This window comes from Marisediminitalea alba (assembly GCF_002993365.1).
Lineage (GTDB): Bacteria > Pseudomonadota > Gammaproteobacteria > Enterobacterales > Alteromonadaceae > Alteromonas > Alteromonas alba.
Window position 1 is genome coordinate 43,824 of the sequence record NZ_PVNP01000220.1, and the last position, 19,822, is coordinate 63,645.

Here is a 19,822-nt window from a genome sequence, read left to right on the forward strand (position 1 = left end):
AATCCATGCATAATTTAACTCTGTGCAAAACCGAATCTATTGATACGCTCGCTCATCCGGATATCTATGAGCATGTTGAGTTAGCATCTTCCGCGCTGAGTATTTTTACCGATTTTCATGATCACCAACCGCTGGTGATTGATGGCAACGTAAAAGCCGTAGAGCTGGAAAAACTGATGCGTCAGTCTCACGTTAAAATGAAACTGGTGCTCGACCAGCGTGAACAGTTTGTTGGTATAGTCACGTTTGCTGATATTACAGAGCAGAAAATACTACAACGGGTAGTTCAATTGGGAATACCGCGGTCGGAGCTGCTGGTGGTGGATATGATGCAACCTAAATCCCTATTGCAGGCATTCGACTACAACGAGCTTAAACTGTCGAGCGTGTCTGACGTAGTGAACGCCTTGCGCGAGAATGGTGCGATGCATTGCCTCGTGATTGATAAGGTGGCCCATGAAATTCGTGGTGTAATCAGCGTGAGCGACATCGCCCGCATCTTGCGGATCCCACTGGATATTCAATTCCAGCCTTCCTTTGCGGCACTTTCACATATCATTGCCGCCTAATCATTCCTTACCTGTTCGCGACAACCCTGTGTCGCGGCAGGCATGTTTTTGCTAAACTGGAAGGAGGTTCGCTTACGGAGTGACAATATGGATATCAGGTACATTAAACAGCACGGTGATTTTGCCTTAACCATGGTAAATGACATTGTGTTGGTGAATGCCAAGGGTCCATGGAACACCGAGTGTGTGGAAAACTTCGGCCTGACCTATGCCGGCACGGTGTATAAAAGTGGCATGCTACGCTGGGCCGACATTGTTGTGCTTGATGGTGAAAGCCTGTTAGTGCCGGAAGCAGAGCGCGCGCTCACTGAGCGTATCGGCAGAGCAATAGCCGCCGGGCTCGTGCAGGTTTATATTGTTACCGAAAAGTCACGGACGGCGGCCACCTCCGTAAGGCAAATCAAAAAACTCTACGAGCCCTATAATATCCGTGTGGAGTATGTCACTGAACTGGATATGGCGATTGAGCTTGCCGGCCAAGCAGATTTTGCGGCTGATGCACAACAGATCCGGGCGTTTTTTGCCTGACTCAATTACCAACCTCTAACTGCATTATCTAAAACCCGCTAAGCCGGTTAATTCCACTTTCTGAAAAAAACATTGAACAGTTTCGGGGCTTCCTCACGTATAGAAAAGCTGTCGGGGTTTTCCAGATATTCCATGGCAATACCGCGTATGAAACAACTAAGTGCCAGAGTTAGTGTCTTAGGATCCAGGTCAGCCGATAAGGTGCCTCGGGACTGTGCTTTTTCGAAAAATTTTGACAGGACTTCACTCTTTTCCCGACGGGCGTCAATGGTTCGTTCCTGGCATACCTGCAGACTGCCGGTGTAGTCACATTTTAGCAAGAAAAGTGAAAGCACACGGCGCAGGTACAGGTCATCTTCTATACGGGTGACCATCTCAATGCAGTAGCTTTTGAGACTTTCGAGCGGGTCATCGTCGGTATTCTCCAGCCCGTCTACTAAGTCTTGTATAAACGGGCGATGAAGCTCATCGTGAAGGGCCATAAAGATGTCAGTTTTGTTTTTGAAATGCCAGTAAACGGCGCCCCGGGTAACATTTGCTGCTTTAGCAATTTGTTCTAACGTTGCCCGCGCTACGCCTTTTTCGGTAAAGACGTCTACTGCAGCTTCCAGAATGGCATTTCTGGTTTGTTCGGCTTCTTCTTTCGTTCGTCGCATATTCTGACTTTTTGGACTGATTGACAACATACATACATGAATGTATTTTAAACTATAACTTAAAGAGCCTTTTGTCCAGTATTCCTGTCAAGTAGTCCTCAGGAACCATTAAAGTAAAAGTATTTATGATCAAAAAATTGGTAATAGCAGCAATATCGATTATTGCAATATCAGGTTGTTCACAGGAACCTGCTCCTCAAGCCGCTGGTGGTGGCCAGCAGCCGCCTCCTACTGTTTCTGTTCTCGAGGTTGCCCTGCAGCCCGTTGAAAATACCGTTACTTTACCGGGTCGCGTAAGCCCGCTGCGGCAGTCGCAGGTGCGTCCACAGGTAGAAGGTGTTATCACCGAACGCTTGTTTGAAGAAGGCGCGTTTGTGGAAAAAGGCCAGCAGTTGTATCAGATTGATGATTCACGCTACGCCGCTCAGTTAGCCAGCGCTAAGGCCGACGTTAAAAGCGCCGAAGCCAATCGTAAAACGCTGGAAGCCCGGGCAGAACGCTATAAAGGACTGTTGGACAAAAACGCAGTAAGTCAGCAGGAGTATGACGATGCCATTGCCCAGGCCGAGCAGGCCGATGCGCAAATCAGCGTGGCGAAAGCGGCGGTAGAACTTGCTCAGGTGGACCTTGATTTCACTAAGGTGTATGCACCGATCAGCGGCCAGATTAGCCGTTCATACATGACAGTGGGTGCATTGGTGACCTCTAACCAGACGCAGCAACTGGCAACTATTACCCAGTTAGACCCCATTTATGTGGATATGCAGCAATCCGGTAAAGGTGTTCTAAAACTGCGTCGCGCCATGCAGGAAAGTGGCACGTTGCCAGTGACTTTAGTGCTAGATGACATGACCGGCGAAAGTTATGAGCACACCGGCGAACTGAAATTTTCAGAAGTGACTGTTGATGAAACCACCGGTGCAGTTGCTCTGCGTGCCGAGTTCCCTAACCCTGACTCACTGTTAATGCCAGGTATGTTTACGAAAGCCCGGGTGAATATCTCCAATACCCAGGAGATACTGGTGCCTCAGCGTGCCGCTACGCGCCAGCCTGACACCTCGCTTTCAGTGATGGTTGTTAATGCTGAGAATAAAGTTGAAGCGCGCACCATTACCATTGCCGGTAGTTACGGCGATCAGTACATCGTAACCAGTGGTGTCGCAGCTGGCGATAAAGTGATTGTTGCCGGTTACCAGAAGGTAAAACCGGGTGCTCAGGTCAATACCAAGCCATGGCAGCCTCAGGGCTAACGCGCGTTAACTAATTCAGGAAATCATCTTATATGGCACGTTTTTTTATAGACCGCCCGGTGTTTGCCTGGGTACTTGCTATCATCGTTATGATGGCGGGTATTCTGTCAATTAGCGGGCTTCCCATTGAGCAGTACCCCAAGGTTGCGCCGCCGTCGGTGACGATCAGCGCCGCTTATCCCGGGGCTTCGGCCGAAACCATCGAAAATACGGTAACCCAGGTCATCGAACAGAGTCTGACCGGTATCGACAACTTACGCTATTTCATTTCCAGTAGTGAAAATGCACGGATGTCGATTACCCTGACCTTCGAGCCCGGAACCGACCCCGATATTGCGCAGGTACAAACGCAGAACAAGTTGCAGTCGTCCATGTCGTTGCTGCCAACCCAGGTGCAACAGCAGGGCGTAACCGTAAACAAGTCCAATGATGCCTTTGCGGTGGTCGTTGGCTTTTATTCCAAAGACGGCAGCCTCTCTCAGTTTGACCTGAGTGATATGCTGGTGTCGCAGTTTCAGGATCAGATTGCCCGGGTAAATGGGGTGGGTAACCTGCGGGTGTTTGGTGCGCAGCGCTCCATGCGTATCTGGCTGGATCCCGACAAGTTGTACAGCTATAACCTGACGCCGGTAGATGTGCGGGCGGCAGTACAAACCCAGAATACTGATATCTCAGCAGGCCAGCTCGGCGGAATGCCAGCAGTTGAAGGTCAGCAAATCAACGCTACCATCACCGCTCAGTCGTTATTAAAAACCGCTGAAGACTTTGAGAATATAGTACTCAGAGTAAATACCGATGGTTCTCAGGTGCGTTTAAGAGACGTAGCTAAGGTTGAGCTTGGTTCTGAGAACTACAGTTATATTGCCCGTTACAAGCGCCGTCCTGCATCGGGTATGGCGGTCAGTCTGGCCAGTGGTGCCAACGCGCTGGATACCATTGAGGCGGTTAAAAAGCGGGTGGAAGAACTGGCGGTTAACCTGCCTGACAGCGTTGAAATTGTATATCCGGTAGACTCGTCACCGTTTATCAAGCTGTCGATTACCTCGGTGGTGAAAACCCTGGTTGAAGCGGTGGTGCTGGTATTCTTCGTGATGCTGTTATTCCTGCAAAACTGGCGTGCAACGCTGGTTCCCACTATTGCCGTACCGGTAGTACTGTTGGGTACCTTTGCCGTACTTTATGCCTTTGGTTTCAGTATCAACGTACTGACCATGTTTGCAATGGTACTGGCTATCGGCCTGTTGGTGGATGATGCCATTGTGGTGGTTGAAAACGTAGAGCGTCTGATGGAAGAAGAAGGCCTCGACGCCAAAGAGGCTACCAAGAAATCCATGACGCAAATCTCCAGCGCGCTGGTGGGGATAGCGGTAGTGCTGTCTACAGTATTTGTCCCTATGGCGTTCTTTAGCGGCTCGGCCGGTTCTATTTATCGTCAGTTCTCTATCACTATTGTATCAGCGATGACCTTCTCGGTACTGGTAGCGATTATCCTTTCGCCAACCCTGTGTGTGGCCCTGCTGCGCAGAGAAGACGTTGAGAACAAAAAAGACAAAGGCTTTTTTGGCTGGTTCAACCGGGTGTTTAACAAAGGCCGCGACAACTACGGCAATATTTCTACCGGTATTGCGCATCGCGTAAAACGTTCGCTGTTGGTTTATGGTCTGTTGGTTGCGGGCATGGGCGCTATTTTCACCCAGCTGCCGGGCGCGTTCCTGCCGGATGAAGATCAGGGCAACATTATGGTGCTGGTTAACGCGCCGGCCGGTGCTACTGCTGGTCGTACGCTGGAATCAGTGAAAAAGGTCGAAGACTTCTTCCTTGAGCAAAAAAGCGAAGCGGTTAAAGATATCTTTACCATTGTTGGCTTCAGTTTTGCCGGCGCGGCACAGAACTCAGGTATGGGCTTTGTGCACCTGGTTGACTGGGAAAAACGTGACGAATCACAGAGTGCGTTCTCGATTATCGGTCAGGCCTTTGGTGCGTTATCACAAATTCAGGATGCCAGCGTCTTCCCCATTTTACCGCCGCCTATTCGTGAGCTGGGTAACGCTACTGGTTTTGACTTCCAGTTAGTTGACCGCGCCGGTAATGGTCATGAGGCATTAATGAATGCGCGGAATCAATTCCTTGGCATGGCCGCACAGAGTCCGAAGCTGGTGGGTGTGCGTCCTAATGGTCTGAGCGATGTGCCGGAATTTAAGGTTAATATCGACAATGAGAAAGCGTCTGCGTTAGGGCTGTCACTGAGTGATATCAACAATACACTGAGCATTGCCTGGGGTTCTGCATACGTAAACGACTTTATCGACAGAGGCCGAATTAAGCGGGTTTACATGCAGGCTGATGCACCGTACCGGATGGATCCGGAAGATCTGGACAAGTGGTTTGTGCGCAATAACGAAGGCGACATGGTGGCGTTCAGCGCGTTCTCTACCGTTGAATGGAACTACGGTTCACCCAAGCTTGAGCGTTTCAATGGTATTTCCTCAGTGAACATTCAGGGTAGTCCGGCTGAAGGCATTTCTACCGGTGAAGCCATGGCCGAAGCCGAACGTTTAGTGGGTCAGCTACCGCCGGGCTTTGGTCTGGAATGGTCTGGCATGTCTTATGAAGAGCAGGCGGCTGGTTCACAAGCACCGATGCTTTATGCACTGTCTATTATCGTGGTGTTCCTGTGTCTGGCAGCGCTTTATGAAAGTTGGGTTGTGCCTTTTGCCGTATTACTGGTAGTGCCTTTAGGTATCTTCGGTTCGGTAGTGGCTGCGTACATCTTTGGCTTGCCGAATGACGTGTATTTACAGGTTGCCTTCCTGACTACCGTGGGGCTGGCTTCTAAGAATGCTATTCTGATTGTGGAATTCGCCAAAGAACTCTACGACAACGGTACACCTATATTTGAAGCTGCGATCACAGCGGCGGAACAGCGTTTCCGGCCGATACTGATGACCTCAATGGCGTTTATTCTGGGTGTAACGCCGCTGGCAATTGCTACCGGTGCTGGCTCTGAAAGTCAGAACGCTATTGGTATCGCCGTGATGGGCGGGATGTTTGCCGCAACTTTCCTGGCGATCTTCTTCGTGCCTATGTTCTACGTAATGGTAGTTAAGTGGTTTGGCGCTAAGCGTCATCCACACGAGGAATACAGCAAAGAAAGCTAAACTTACAGCTTGTTACGATAGAAACCCCGCTCCGAGCGGGGTTTTTTGTTTTTGCCGCCAGGTAGCATTAGTGTGAAATTCAGCCCGCAAAGTCCAACCAGATCAAAGTTAGACCACTTGCTTATATGATTGGGCAGCAACTGTGGCATTATGAAGTGAGTTGAGATTGGGAGTTGGAACTATGACCGTTGCTCTGCCGCCGCGACCGGACTGGTCGCATCTGATCAAGTCAGGTAGCCGGGTATTTGTTGGTGGGAATGCCGGAGTGCCCTATGCACTCATTGATGATTTAATTAAGCACAGTAAAGGGTTCAGCGATATTGAACTGGTGCATATGCTGGCGCTTGGCGATACCCGCTGGGCAAAAGAAGAATACCGGCAGCTGTTTAAGGTAAATACCTTTTTTATTCAGGGCGATGAAATTCGCCGCGCAGTGGATGAAGGCCGGGCCGATTATACGCCCGTGTTTTTATCTGAAATGTCGAGTCTGTTCAGCGATGGTACCTTGCCGCTGGATGCTGCGCTGGTTACGGTAAGTCCACCGGACGAGTTTGGCTATTGTTCGCTAGGCGTGTCGGTAGACATCTCCATGTCGGCGGTACGTAATGCCACCATCGCTATTGCCCAGATAAACCCGCAAATGCCGCGCACGGCTGGTCACTCTTTTATACACATCAGCGAATTTACTGCCTGTATCGAAGCCGATGAACCTTTGCAGGCTATTGAAGCACCGGCTATCGACAGCGTGACTGAACGGATTGGCCAGTACGTGGCGATGCTGGTGGAAGACGGCGCCACGTTGCAGTTTGGCGTAGGTAAGATTCCCAGCGCCACATTAAAGTACCTCCAGCGTCATAAAGATTTGGGGATCCATAGTGAAATGCTGTCAGACAGTATTATGGATATCATTGCATCGGGGGCCATTACTAACCGCAAGAAAACCTTTCACCCCGGCAAAATCGTGACCAGTTTTTGTATGGGCAGTGAGCGCCTGTATAAGTTTGTCCACAATAATCCGCATATTGAATTTTACCCCAGCAGCTATGTGAACAAGCCCACCAATATTGCCAAAAACGACAATATGATTTCCATTAACAGTGCGCTGGAGGTGGATTTAACCGGGCAGGTGGTAGCCGACTCGCTGGGCTACGATTTTTACAGCGGCATTGGCGGGCAGGTGGACTTTGTGTCGGGCGCGTCGATGAGTAAAGGCGGCAAACCCATTATTGCAATGCCTTCAACGGCGCAGAATGAAACCGTGTCGCGCATCGTTCCGTGCATTGCCGAAGGCGCCGGGGTAACCACTTCCCGAGGCAATGTACATTACATTGTTACGGAATATGGCATTGCCTCGCTACGAGGCAAAAGTATTCGTGAGCGGGCGCTGGAGCTTATCCGCGTGGCTCATCCTAAATTTCGCGCCCACCTGCTTGCCGAGGTGCGTAAAAACTACTGGGTTCCGCATTTTCAGCAAAAGTACCCCACGGATATTCCGGAGCTGGGCGCTATCCAGCTGCAGAAAATGGTTATTCAGGGCGAGACCTTTTACCTGCGGCCGTTGAATCCGGCCGATGAGCGACGCCTACAGGAGTTTTTCTATTCGCATACCAAGGAAACCCTGCGCTTACGCTATAACTACGACCCCAAACAAATGTCGCGGGAGAAGTCCTGTAACCTGGTCAGTGTCGATCAGAACTCCGATGCGGCGCTGTGTATTGTGCGTCAGGAAGGCTCGCGGATCACCATCCATGCGGTGGGGCGTTTTTATTATAACGAGCACGATAACTCCTGTGAGGCGGCCTTTGTTACCCGCGAAACGCAGCAGGGTAAAGGGATGGGCAGCCGTTTGCTGATCAAGCTTATCGACATTGCCCGTAAGCGGAAAATCAATAAGATGCTGGCGTTTTGCCGGGCCGATAATAAACCCATGATTGCCATTTTCGAACATCACGGATTCAAGCGCCTGTTTAGTGGCGACCCCAGTGAGGTGGAGTTGGAATTGCCGCTGCAGGAACCCGAAGCAGCGGAAGGGGCGGAACAGGAGACAGAAAATGACCATTAAAATTTATCGCGGTAGAGATTGCGTGCATCACGATGTGTCTTCTGAGCACCCGGAAAACCCCGACCGCCTGTACGCTATAGACGATCAGTTGTTGTCCTCCGGTCTGGAAATGATTTGCCAGCACGGTGATGCCAAACAGGTCAAACGGGAAAATTTAGCACTGGCTCACGATCCTTATTACGTTGATAGTATCTTCCAGCGTTCGCCGCGCACCGGCGTGATCTGGCTGGAGCAAGACACCGGCATGACGCCGATTACCTTAAGTGCTGCATTGTACGCGGCTGGTGCAGGCTGCGATGCGGTAGACTGGGTAATGGAAGGAGAAGATCGCCAGGCCTTTTGTGCGGTGCGTCCGCCGGGTCATCACGCAGAATACGACAATGCCATGGGCTTTTGTTTGTTTAACAATATTGCTGTGGCGGCTCGCTATGCCCTCAAGCACTATGAACTGTCGCGCGTGGCCATTATCGACTTTGATGTACACCATGGTAACGGCACCGAAAATATCATTGCCGGGGACAAACAAATTTTAATGTGCTCCTCCTTTCAGCATCCGTTTTACCCGCACTCCGGTCATCCGGTATCGGCCAGCAATATACTCAGTGCGCCACTGAAAGCCGGTGCAACCGGTGAAGAGTTCCGCGAAAAAGTAAATTACTGGTTTGATGCGTTGCGTAATTTTATGCCTGAGCTCATTTTAATCAGCGCCGGGTTTGACGCCCACGCTGAGGATGCCATGGGGCAGTTGCGCCTGCGCGAAGATGACTATCACTGGGTAAGCAAGCAACTTCGCAATGTGGCCGATGACGTCTGCCACGGACGAATAGTGAGTATGCTGGAAGGTGGTTACAACCAGAGTGCTCTAGGGCGCAGTGTGGTGGCGCATATCAAAGGCTTACACGGTGACGAGCAGAGTCACTGAGGCACGGCTTATACGGCGCAGAAGCAGCCTTTTACATCGCTGTTGATACTGGCGCCGTAGTATTCGGCTGAGGTGGCGGCTTGTTTAATCTGACTCACCAGGTTTGCGCCGGTAAAGCAGCCGTAACCAACGGCATAGGGCCCAAGGTAGCGCAGCTGCCCGGCGTTATCGACCACGGCCAGGGCCGGATAATGATCCACATATCGGCTCAGCGCCGGATGCTCAGCTAACGACAGTTGCTTAAGCTGATAGCCTTCATGTGCCAATTCACCGGATAGTTCCTCACGATGGGGTTCAGTGAGCTTATCGCAATAGCACTTGCCGCTGGAAACCATATGCACCAGCGTGCCCGGCGTTACTCCAGCCTGACTTAATGCGTTGGCAAAGTCGTTATCAAATTGCGGGTTACTGGCCGCCTGGGCCAGTAACATGGATGGATCGAAGGGTTTTATCTGATTAACGCTGGCGAAGCCGAGCAGGCTCAGAATGCCGAGCGCCCATACCACAACAATCAGTACGATAGTGCGTTGGCTCATTACACCACAAAGCGCTTAACGGTTTGCAGCATACGCTGACACATCTCTGCCAGCTGTACTGACTTGGCTTCGAGTGCCTCGGCAGTATGTGCCTCCAGGTTGGCTAACTCGTGAATGGTTGCGGTACTTTTGGCAATTGAGCTTGAAGCCGATTCCTGCTCAACCGCTGAAGTAGCTACTTCCATCATGTTGTCGCTGGCGGCCTGGATTTTCTCTTCAATACTGTTCATAAAGCTGGCGGCATTGTCAGAGGTGTTAACCGCTTCATCAACCAGCTCAATGCACTGATTCATCTGCGTAACCGATGAGGCAGTACTCGATACCAGTTGCTCGGTGATCGTGGTGATTTCATCCGCGCTTTCTTTGGACCGTATAGCGAGCGTTCGCACTTCATCGGCAACAACCGCGAAACCACGGCCATGTTCGCCAGCACGGGCCGATTCAATCGCCGCATTCAGTGCTAGCAGGTTGGTTTGCTCCGCCACCGCCGTAATTGAGCGCATGGCATCAGATATGTTGGCACAACGTTCGTTAAGTTCCTGATTGGTTTTTGCCGCGTTATTCAGCCTGTCGCGCAGTGAGTTAATAGTGGCAGTGGCACTTTCCACCGCAGCACGGGACTCACCGGTAGTATGGCGCGCGTCTTTAGTGATGTCGTTGGCTGCGGTAGTGCGTTCTGAGGAGTCTTGTAGTGTTACTGCAATTTCCTCTGAAGCAACCGAGATGGCGCCAATTTCTGTGCTGCTTTGCTGCACGTGTTCGTTTAATTCTTTGGTGGAGGACTGCATAAACTCACTGGCGCTGGCTACATCATTAGCCAGCGATGAAGCATCGTGAACCAGCTGACGCAGTGAGGCGAGCAGTTCGTCGAAGCGCTTTAGCATAGGGATGGATTTGTCGACGTCCACCCGCAAATCAATGTGCTGCCGATCGGCCAGAATTTTATTGATAGCCACTTCCAGTGCCGCGCCGCCAACGCCTTCCTCGTGGCTGCGCTTGGTCATGTACATCAGAATGCCGCCTTCTACTAGTGCAAATAATGCATGCAGCACTAGTATGGTAAAGGTGACGTGGCCTTCTTCAAACGCGTACACTGCTACTTCATTCACCTGGAGCAGGAAAAAGCCAATGTGATGAACAGCTATAACCACAACGGCTGAGGCGATTACCTTCCAGTTGCGAAACACTGCCAACACGGCCAATAAGGAGAAAATCTCAAAGTGAATTTCGATAAGACCAAAAGCCTGATGAATATGCAGCGCGGTCATTAGCTGGGTACCAATACCCATTGCATGCGCGCTTATTTCGGCTTCAGGCTTGTTAAAACTGAGGAACAGCGGCAGCGCGATGATGGGGATACCTAACCAGAAGGCTATAAATAGTTCCCCGGTGACCAAACCGATAATGATGGCTGCTACCAACTGGGCGACTAAAACACCACGAAATATTTTATGCCCCTCGGACACCCATGAATACATAGCAAAAACTCCGGAATTTTTGTTAAGTGTAGGCGAGGAACTAAATCATGCCAGTAAACCAGATCAATCTTTAGTGCAATAGATAATCCGGTCGGAGTATAAATTCCCTTTATCTTACAGCCACTTTTTCCAGAGCATGGCGATTAGCATTAACACTGCCAGCACGCCCATAGATGACATCAACAGGGTAAACGCATTTGGCGTTTCGGTGCCTGGCAAACCGGCCACGTTCATACCAAATACTCCGGTCAGGAATGATAAAGGTAAAAAAATGGCGGTTATCATAGATAGCACGTACATGCGGATGTTTTGCTTGTCGGCTATCTGGTTGCGCAGTTCATCCTGCAACACAATGGCGCGCTCACGGGCAAGATCCAAGTCCTCAATCGATCGGGTCATACGGTCTGACTGGTCGCGCAGATCAAATGCCATGGTGTCGGGAATTAAACCCGGCACGCGCACCAGGGTTTCCAGGGCGTCGCGCTGTGGCGCGAGGTGACGGCGAATGCTGGCGGTTTGGCGGCGTAACATAGCCAGTTGGTTACGATCGTGTTTGTTGAGTGATTCCTGAGCTTCGTAATCGCCGAGAGATTCATCAATGTCTTCCACTTTATCGTGAATGCGATCGGCAATGCGGGTTAACAGCGCAATCAGTAATTCAGTAGTGGTTGCGGGTACGTCGCCCTGCTCGAGGCTGGTCCGGGTATCCTGCACACTCATTAATTTACGGTCCTGGCGACGCAAGGTGACTATCAGGGAGCCAGAAATCCACAGGCGCAGGGATACCATGTCTTCCGGATCTGCGCCCGGGTTCACATTAATGCCGCGTAAAAATACCAGTGCACCGCGGTTCACCGGGATCACCCGGGGCCGGGTTTGCTGGGCCATGAGACTGTCTCTGACTTCTTCAGATAACCCCAGAGCTTGCAGCATGCCTTCCGCTTCGGGCGCATCAGATTGCATATGTACCCACCGATAGCCCTGTTCTGGCAGGGGGGAGGCAAGTTGGCTTGCATCAAGCGTTTCAGTTTCACCCGTTTGCTTAACATCATAAGCCCATAAAAAGGCATCGTTTAATTGTGCCATTACGAATTCCTGGAAGGTTTAACCAATTGCAGAGTGCCATCAAGATGAACGTCACGCTGCGGAAAGGCTATCACTATGTCATGCTCAGCAAAGAGCTCATCTATGGTGAAACGTACCTGACTGCGGATCACCCGCAGGTCGCGCTCTTTGGTGGCATTCACCCAAAAGAAGGTTTCAAACATCAGGGCGTTGTCACCAAAATCATCAAAAATAACCACCGGTTTGGGTTCGGTGAGGATGTCTTCCTGGTGCTGGGTGGCTTCTTCAATCAGGCGCGCAACCAGTTTACAGTCTGAACCATAAGCCACCCCAACCCGCACTGATGTACGTGTCAGGTTGTCAATGAGAGTCCAGTTCACCACGGTGTTCTCGAGTAATTTGCTGTTGGGGATCAGCATGTGCACACCATCAACCCGGCGAATACGGGTAGACCGGGTATTAATGGTTTCAACGCTGCCACGGGCACCATCGACTTCCAGAAAGTCGCCAATGCGGATAGGCCGCTCCCACATTAAAATCCAGCCGGAGATAAAGTTATTTATGATGTTCTGCGCACCAAAGCCCACACCAATGGCCACCGCACCAGATAAAAACGCAAATGCGGTTAGCGGCACGTTCATTACATCCAGCGTGGTAACAATTAAAATTGCCCCGGCGACGATGTAGAACAGCCGTTTAAATAAGTGAATAGTGTCGGCACTGGCACCGGAGGAGCGCAAGCGGTAAGTGGCAATGTGCGCGAGCTTTTTAAATAGCCAGATACCCACCACATAAATCAGTGGAATAGCGATTAAATCGCCGCTGGTGAAAGTAATATCAAACAGCGTAAACAGGTCTTTCGACAGAAAGTTTTTTACTAGCGTTAAGGTTTCTTCCACTGGTTCTATCCCTATTTATCGGTGGCGCACATAATAAGTGTGCTATTGATTAATGCAAATAACTTAGGCGTAAACAAGCCCGCTTTAATTTTGTCCTTACGATGAAAAATATTGATATAAAAAATGACATGCCGCTATCCGGGTTGTTTATCCTGATTCTGGCCCTCTCCGGGGCTGCTGCGTTTGGCCCAGAAACTGGCAAACAGAGCGCCTGAAAGGTTGTGCCAGATACTGAATATTGCGCCGGGCAGGGCGCTCGCCGCCGAGAAGTACTTTAAAGCCAGGGCGACGCTCAATCCGGAGTTCTGCATACCTACTTCTATCGCTACCGTTCTGGCAATTACCGAGTCGTAACCCAGTTTGCGGGACAGCCCGTAGCCACAGCCAAGACCAATAAGGTTATGCAGGATAACAGCACTCACTACCTGCCAGGCCACGGTGTTGAGGTTGTCACTATTAAGCGCAACCACAATGGCGATGATGAGCAGTATGGCAGCCATGGAAAACACCGAGCAGGCTGGCGCAATCCCGGCCAGCTTATGTTTAAAAAAGTGGTTTAGCAGCATGCCAGCAGCCACCGGCAGCAAAATGACTTTAACCAGCATACCCAGCATCGACAAGGCAGGTACCTCGATGCTTTGGCCTAAATATAACCAGGTGAGTAAAGGCAGCAGGATTACGGCCACCAGGGTCGATATCATGGTCATACTAACCGATAGCGCTACGTTGCCTTTGGCTAAATAAGCCATCACGTTCGATGCGGTACCGCCGGCGGTAGCGCCGACCAGCATCATGCCGGTCATCAATGCCTCTGAGAGCCCGAGTAGCAAAGCAATGAGCCAGGCCGCAAAGGGCATAATAATGAACTGAATAGCCACGCCGGCCCCGACTATGCGGCGGTACTGCCATACTTTAGTGAAATCCCGCCACTGCAGTGTGAGCCCCATGGCCAGCATCACCACAACCAGCAAGGGCACAATAAACGCCTTTAAACCAACCAATAAAGCAGGAAAAAGATAAGCAAACACGCTTATCAACAATGCCAGTACCGGAAACAAATAAATGGCCACTGTAACTCTCAATAAAAACAGACTGGTTTAAGTTTAACATTGCTAAGCGGCAATTATTTAATAACAGAGGATCACCTTGCTGTCGCCTAATGAAGTTTCTTCGCCGCCTCTGGATTTGTCTTTTTTCATTACGGGCTGTACCTGCCGTGCATGGCTGAACGCTGTCAAAACAACGGCAGTATTGTTTGTTTCGACCCTAATTACCGTGTTGATCTTTGGCAAAGCAGACTGGATAAGTTTAAAGCAAAATGTAACGCGTTTTTTGCATTGGCTGATGTGGTAAAAGTAAGTGAAGAGGAATTGGCGCTTCTTACCGGAGAGTTGAATATACCAGACGGTTGTAGTGCTTTACACCAGCTAGGAGCGGGAGTCATATTTGTCACCATGGGAAGTAAAGGTTGTTACCTTTCAACAAACGTTACCCTTTAACCATGAGTGGTACACTTATTATCTGAATTCGAGACATTTAACGCGACTTCGATTTTGGCGCATGAAGCATAAAAACATACCATCACTTGAATATGCAAAATGTTGAGATCAGGGCTTTTCACATATCTCATTGTGTACTTCACTACCAAAGACCAGTTTAATTGCCTATCTTGACGACAACTACTTCATTGACTTTTGAAAACTATCCATTTGACACACGTGCAACTAGCCTTAAATAAAGCTGACACAGTGGGTAGTGCATAGCGTAAATTTTCTTTTATTCGTAATTTCATGCATTTAATCTTCGAGGTTTGTAGTGGCAGACTAAACCCGAACACTGTTTTAAGTGGTAGCATTACACTTAATAACGAGGTGTTCAATGAGAAGACAAAGACGGTCATTCAGTCCGGAATTTAAACATGATGCAGCGAGCCTGGTGCTTGATCAGGGGTGTAGTGTACCCGAAGCAAGTCGCGCGGTAGACGTTCATGAAAATACTCTGCGCAAATGGGTTCAGCAACTTGAGTCTGAACGAGGCGGTAGCACGCCGAAATCAAAAGCCCTGACACCAGAACAGCAACGCATTCAGGAACTTGAAGCTCGCGTGAATAGGCTGGAGCGAGAAAAAACTATTTTAAAAAAGGCTACTGCACTCTTAATGTCCGACGACCTGAAATCCACGCGCTGATAGACCGGTTGAGGGTGCATGAATCAACAGAATTGGTCTGTTCAGCGTTAGGTGTTGGTGTCAGTAGCTATTACGAGCGACGAAAGCGCCACCGGCTGATTGGCGCTAAACGACGTATTCTGCGCGCCAGAGTGAAGCGTCTGTTCGATAGAAGTCGTCAGTCCGCGGGCACTCGAACACTTGTTGATATGCTTCGCGATGAAGGCATCATCATGGGCCGGTTCAAAGTAGGCCGGCTAATGAAAGAACAAGGGCTGATGAGCAAGCAGCCGGGTAAGCACGCATACAAAAACGTGCAGGTTGAGCGGCCAGATATCCCTAATTTACTGGACAGGCAGTTCAACGTGCAGCAGCCCAACCAAGCTTGGTGCGGTGATATCACCTACATCTGGACTGGCTCAGCCTGGCATTATGCAGCGGTCGTGATTGACCTGCATACTCGACGGGTAATCGGCTGGAGTATGTCACATCGACCGGATGCGGAACTTGCCGCGAGAGCTTTAGATATGGCTTACGAGCTGAGGGGTAAGCCAACAGGCGTGATGTTCCACAGCGACCAGGGCTCGCAGTACGGGGCTCGTAAGTTCAGACAAAGGCTGTGGCGCTATAAGATGGTTCAGAGTATGAGTCGCCGGGGGAATTGCTGGGATAATAGCCCGATGGAGCGCGTGTTCAGAAGTCTCAAATCCGAATGGATGCCATCAACCGGCTACCATTCGCCAAATGAAGCAAAACGAGATGTGGGTTATTACCTGATGAATTACTACAACTGGGAAAGACCGCATCAATTTAACGATGGGCTACCACCGGCAAAAGCGGAAGAATTAGCCAAAAAGGTGTCCGGGTTTTATTGACCACTACAGTTTGATTTAATGCGTCTTGTGACTTGCATGAGTTACGACTAGGCTTTAATTGTGGACTTGGACTTTCACAATTAAAATTAAAAGGAGATTTTATTAAGGTGCTTAAATATATTCATAATTCTGTATTATCGATTAAACGCCATCGAGTACGTTTTAAGTCGTCAGATGTATTCAAATTAGGTACTTATGTATCATTCTTTGTGGTTTCATCTATTATCTTTTCCGGTTCTACTTTAGCAAAAACGTTTTGTAGTACTGAAGTGGTAGAGGAAAAAGGAACCCCGGCTCTCAGTCCTGGGCTGATTGATGCAATGTATGAAGCAATTAGCACTAACACGTTTGACCTTGACGAACCTTATACTTTGATAACTAAGAAACATTTCTGTACGGGGGTAGGTAAGTCTAATATAGGATCCGAAAGTTCTTTTGAAACGTTTAACAATGCTCCGGATCCTGACCCAACACCGAAAGAAGGTGATAAGCAAACAGTCAAACAGACTAGAGCCGATGGAACCAGGGAGTGGACTTATACTTATATAAATGGAGTTTGGGTATTGACTGGATACAAATACACACCTTTGCCTGATGCTGATAGTCTGGAGCCATAATTGACCGGCCGCCAATAAATAGATCCACAAGATAGATGAATTGGGCATAACAAGGCCACATCAGCTGCGCGGCAACGTTAGTCCGTTCCTTGTCTAAAGCTGCCGTAGCAACGGCAGATCAAAACTATAAGTCCTCACGATAACTGGATGATAGTATCGTGCCTGCATACTAAAAATCTGGTAGCCTTAGCAGATAGTAATCAACTGATGTTGTCCCATGAAGTATCTTTGCCGCCTCTGGATTTGCCTGTTTACTTTGCTGGTGGGTATGCCTGCCGCGCATGCTTTCACCATGACCTTTTCGGAAAGCCAGTTAAATACTATGGTGACCGCAGTGTTTCCTCAGCAGCGCACCTTTGACGATGTAGTGTTTACCTTCTCTGACCCCTTTGTTGAGCTTGACCCACTGGAAGATGAAGTGAACGTGAAAGTCACCGTACTGGCAGAGCAAAATGGTCAACGGTTGCAAGCCAAGGCGGAGATTTCCGGGCGCATTGCCTACCACCATCAACTGGCGCAACTGCGCCTTATTGAGCCGCGGTTGGATAAGCTAAAAGTGCTGGATAATCAGGCGGTAGTATCCGATAGCCTGGTTAATGGCATAAAGCGTCTTGAAGGTAAACGAGTGCCGGTGATCCTGCTGTTAGACTTCGACGATTTGGATATGGCGGCGTTTGGTATTCAAAAGCCCAAACGCATCGACATAACCAGTCAGGGTCTTCTCATCGAAATATAATCTGTTATTACCTCGGGAATGATTATGAAAAAGCTCGCGTTTCTGTCGATGGACGATTTGCAGGATTTCTTTGTTTACGACGAGCTGCTGCTGGCGCCTTTTGCCGAGCTGGGGTATGAAGTGGATACGATTTCCTGGCACCAGCCGGAAGTGGATTACAGTAGCTATGAAGCAGTTATTGTGCGCAGCCCCTGGGATTACCAACAGTATGAAACTGAGTTTGTCGCCTGCCTGAAGCGTATTGATCAGCAATCCCGATTGATGAACTCGTTGTCACTGATGATGTGGAATCTAAACAAACAGTATCTTAAAGATCTGGAAGCTGCTGACGTACCTGTGCTGCCCACGCGCTGGCTTTGCGGCTTTGATCAAAGCGCTATTACCGAGGCGTTTAGCGAATTTGCCTGCGATGAACTGGTTATTAAGCCCTGCGTAAGTGCTAATGCCGACGATACCTTTCGCTTAACACCAGCTAAGCTGACGTCTACCGCTGCTGAGCTGGCCACATGTTTTGCCGGGCGCGAGTGTATGGTTCAGCCGTTTGTACGGAGTGTTACCGAACAAGGCGAGGTGTCTTTGTTTTATTTCGCTGGCAAACTGAGTCATGCCATACTCAAGCAGCCGAAAGCAGGGGATTTCAGAGTGCAGGAAGAGCATGGCGGCAGCCTGCAGGCGATTACGCCGGAACCCGCTATGCTGGCAAATGCGCAGGCGGCGCTGAATGCCATGCCTGATGATTACCTGTATGCGCGGGTTGATTTATTATGGTTTGCCGATGAATGGCGCATCATAGAGCTCGAGCTCATTGAGCCCTCACTCTATTTCAACCTGGATGAACAGTCACCCCAGCGGTTTGTTAACGCCTACCTTCGCTATCTTAATGCTCACGCTTAACCCGAGGTTTCTGAGCATTATCCCGCGGTGCCGGGCGACTATGTGATTGCTTAACCGGGCGCTGCTGGCTTGGCTTAGAGTAGGCTTGCTGCGGACGCTGTGAATGCGACGGCGCTTTATTTACCCACTTGCGCTCTTTGTGTACCGTACGCTCCTGAGGTTGTTGACGAACCTGTTGCCGTTCAGCTGGCGCAAATTCCCGCTGTTTATAGCCCGGCTTACCGCCATGAGCCTGTTCTTTAGGCGCTCTCACCACATTTTTGGGCAGGCTGCGATTACCTGGGTTATTCTCATGGCTTTGCAGGCGCTGTTTTAACTGTTTGGCGTCCTGGCTGTATTTCACAGGTTTCTGCCCTTTGGACTCGCGCTGTAATGGTTTACCCTGTTTCCCGCCATCTATCCGATAGCTATTGCCAGCCTGGGTTCGGGTATACAGTTCGCGATGTCTGGCTGCATTATCTAATGATCGGTGTTGCTTAACGATGGCCGGTTTGTGGGTCGCTACCCGTTGCGAATAACGGGCATGGCGGTTGCCCACATTATGCTGCCAGCGATGGTATTCTTTTACAGAATAACGCTTGGTCGGATAGTGTGGTCTCACATAACGACGTGAAGGGGTACTACGAATAATAATGTGCCGTTCAGGCCACCAGATATTACCGAAGTAAAAGCCGGCTGAAATGCTTACCCGCGGGCCCCAGTAAATACGATGACCCAGGGCTATCCGTACGCTGGTGGGCCAGAAAACCGGCTGGCTGTGGTAATGCCAGTGGCCATAGACATGGCGGGTGTCGTAGTAAGGAATATACACCACTTCGGGCTGGCGGGATTCAATCACAATGATCTTATCTTCGGTGGAAACCTGCTGGTAATCGTTGCTTTGCAGGTTGCCACTCTGGCGCGCCTGTAAACGCAGCGCCTGTACTCTGTCGAGCACCCAGTCTTCATTGGTGATCACCGCGTCGCCGAGGTTTTGCAGCCAGCCGAGGTCATCACTCATGTGACGCAGGACATCGGTAAACGGCACCAAAGCCTTTACACTTGGATCCCAGTCGGCGTTTTCCAGCGCCCGCTCCAGTGCGTCACCCTCCAGCGACTGATTATCCTGACGCCAGCGGTCGGCTTCTATCACTTGTAACGGGTAAGTACTGGCGATCAGAATATGGGTTACCAGCGTGTCGGGGTATAACGCGATTGGCGCCAACAGGGTGTCGAGCGTTTCTTCGCTGAGACGCTGCGCATTATATGTTGGTTGATTTTCGGGGGCCGTGGTAGCCAGTGCATGACCGCCGTAGACCAGCGGCAGAAACAGGGCCAGTATTAATCGCTTTTTCATACAAACTCTCCTGTGCCACAGGGCACTTGGTGTGATGTTTGTATCGTTATAGCAAGGGCAAGATTAATTCAGGCT

Annotated in this window: 18 protein-coding genes; 11 read left to right on the forward strand and 7 right to left on the reverse strand. The window is 50.0% G+C overall.

What is annotated here, in order from left to right; genetic code table 11:
• The first annotated feature begins 5 nt into the window (after positions 1-5).
• Both C6Y40_RS24305 and C6Y40_RS24310 read left to right on the forward strand, forming a co-directional pair.
• Positions 6-569 carry a CBS domain-containing protein gene (locus C6Y40_RS24305; protein WP_105936970.1) on the forward strand — a complete coding sequence of 188 codons (564 nt, stop codon included), beginning with the start codon at positions 6-8 and terminating at the stop codon, positions 567-569.
• Between the two features lie 87 nt (positions 570-656).
• Positions 657-1,097, forward strand: coding sequence for a hypothetical protein (locus C6Y40_RS24310; RefSeq protein ID WP_105936971.1), 441 nt, complete (start codon positions 657-659; stop codon positions 1,095-1,097).
• 47 nt (positions 1,098-1,144) lie between these two features.
• Here C6Y40_RS24310 and C6Y40_RS24315 read toward each other — a convergent pair whose 3' ends face one another.
• Positions 1,145-1,753 carry a TetR family transcriptional regulator gene (locus C6Y40_RS24315; RefSeq protein WP_105936972.1) on the reverse strand — a complete coding sequence of 203 codons (609 nt, stop codon included), beginning with the start codon at positions 1,751-1,753 and terminating at the stop codon, positions 1,145-1,147.
• A gap of 125 nt (positions 1,754-1,878) precedes the next feature.
• On the opposite strand from C6Y40_RS24315, the gene C6Y40_RS24320 reads away from it, so the two are divergent.
• The 4 genes from C6Y40_RS24320 to C6Y40_RS24335 all read left to right on the forward strand — a co-directional run bounded on the left by C6Y40_RS24320 (position 1,879) and on the right by C6Y40_RS24335 (position 9,145).
• Complete coding sequence (locus C6Y40_RS24320) at positions 1,879-3,003, forward strand: efflux RND transporter periplasmic adaptor subunit (protein ID WP_105936973.1); 1,125 nt, start codon at positions 1,879-1,881, stop codon at positions 3,001-3,003.
• Positions 3,004-3,035: 32 nt separating this feature from the next.
• Positions 3,036-6,161: an efflux RND transporter permease subunit gene (locus C6Y40_RS24325; RefSeq protein ID WP_105936974.1), complete on the forward strand. Its 3,126-nt coding sequence runs from the start codon at positions 3,036-3,038 to the stop codon at positions 6,159-6,161.
• Between the two features lie 181 nt (positions 6,162-6,342).
• The gene (locus C6Y40_RS24330; RefSeq protein ID WP_105936975.1) at positions 6,343-8,223 is read left to right on the forward strand and encodes a bifunctional acetyl-CoA hydrolase/transferase family protein/GNAT family N-acetyltransferase; all 1,881 of its coding nucleotides are present in this window, start codon (positions 6,343-6,345) and stop codon (positions 8,221-8,223) included.
• Complete coding sequence (locus C6Y40_RS24335) at positions 8,213-9,145, forward strand: histone deacetylase family protein (protein WP_105936976.1); 933 nt, start codon at positions 8,213-8,215, stop codon at positions 9,143-9,145. The genes C6Y40_RS24330 and C6Y40_RS24335 overlap by 11 nt, the downstream gene beginning before the upstream one ends.
• A gap of 8 nt (positions 9,146-9,153) precedes the next feature.
• Here the strand turns inward: C6Y40_RS24335 and C6Y40_RS24340 are convergent, their stop codons facing one another.
• From C6Y40_RS24340 to C6Y40_RS24360, 5 genes are all read right to left on the reverse strand, one after another.
• A complete protein-coding gene (locus C6Y40_RS24340) occupies positions 9,154-9,681 on the reverse strand; it encodes a DUF6436 domain-containing protein (RefSeq protein WP_105936977.1) in 528 nt (175 codons plus the stop codon).
• Positions 9,681-11,159 (reverse strand): methyl-accepting chemotaxis protein, encoded by a 1,479-nt coding sequence (locus C6Y40_RS24345; RefSeq protein ID WP_105936978.1) that lies wholly within the window; start codon positions 11,157-11,159, stop codon positions 9,681-9,683. The genes C6Y40_RS24340 and C6Y40_RS24345 overlap by 1 nt, the downstream gene beginning before the upstream one ends.
• A 114-nt stretch (positions 11,160-11,273) precedes the next feature.
• Positions 11,274-12,245: a zinc transporter ZntB gene (locus tag C6Y40_RS24350; protein ID WP_105936979.1), complete on the reverse strand. Its 972-nt coding sequence runs from the start codon at positions 12,243-12,245 to the stop codon at positions 11,274-11,276.
• A complete protein-coding gene (locus tag C6Y40_RS24355) occupies positions 12,245-13,123 on the reverse strand; it encodes a mechanosensitive ion channel family protein (RefSeq protein WP_240622072.1) in 879 nt (292 codons plus the stop codon). The genes C6Y40_RS24350 and C6Y40_RS24355 overlap by 1 nt, the downstream gene beginning before the upstream one ends.
• A 134-nt stretch (positions 13,124-13,257) precedes the next feature.
• The gene (locus tag C6Y40_RS24360; RefSeq protein WP_105937002.1) at positions 13,258-14,193 is read right to left on the reverse strand and encodes a bile acid:sodium symporter family protein; all 936 of its coding nucleotides are present in this window, start codon (positions 14,191-14,193) and stop codon (positions 13,258-13,260) included.
• Between the two features lie 150 nt (positions 14,194-14,343).
• Here C6Y40_RS24360 and C6Y40_RS24365 point away from each other — a divergent pair, with 150 nt between their 5' ends.
• The 5 genes from C6Y40_RS24365 to C6Y40_RS24385 all read left to right on the forward strand — a co-directional run bounded on the left by C6Y40_RS24365 (position 14,344) and on the right by C6Y40_RS24385 (position 18,411).
• Positions 14,344-14,622: a PfkB family carbohydrate kinase gene (locus C6Y40_RS24365; RefSeq protein WP_105936980.1), complete on the forward strand. Its 279-nt coding sequence runs from the start codon at positions 14,344-14,346 to the stop codon at positions 14,620-14,622.
• A gap of 379 nt (positions 14,623-15,001) precedes the next feature.
• Positions 15,002-16,164 (forward strand): IS3 family transposase gene (locus C6Y40_RS24370; protein ID WP_105936981.1). Its coding sequence is split into 2 segments (ribosomal slippage): positions 15,002-15,257 and positions 15,257-16,164, totalling 1,164 coding nucleotides; the frame shifts between segments, so codons are not numbered across the junction.
• Between the two features lie 107 nt (positions 16,165-16,271).
• Positions 16,272-16,781 (forward strand): hypothetical protein, encoded by a 510-nt coding sequence (locus tag C6Y40_RS24375; RefSeq protein ID WP_105936982.1) that lies wholly within the window; start codon positions 16,272-16,274, stop codon positions 16,779-16,781.
• Positions 16,782-16,998: 217 nt separating this feature from the next.
• Complete coding sequence (locus C6Y40_RS24380; protein WP_105936983.1) at positions 16,999-17,517, forward strand: hypothetical protein; 519 nt, start codon at positions 16,999-17,001, stop codon at positions 17,515-17,517.
• A gap of 24 nt (positions 17,518-17,541) precedes the next feature.
• Positions 17,542-18,411: an ATP-grasp domain-containing protein gene (locus C6Y40_RS24385; RefSeq protein WP_105936984.1), complete on the forward strand. Its 870-nt coding sequence runs from the start codon at positions 17,542-17,544 to the stop codon at positions 18,409-18,411.
• Here the strand turns inward: C6Y40_RS24385 and C6Y40_RS24390 are convergent.
• Positions 18,395-19,747, reverse strand: coding sequence for a DUF3300 domain-containing protein (locus C6Y40_RS24390; RefSeq protein WP_105936985.1), 1,353 nt, complete (start codon positions 19,745-19,747; stop codon positions 18,395-18,397). The genes C6Y40_RS24385 and C6Y40_RS24390 overlap by 17 nt on opposite strands.
• Positions 19,748-19,822 lie beyond the last annotated feature (75 nt).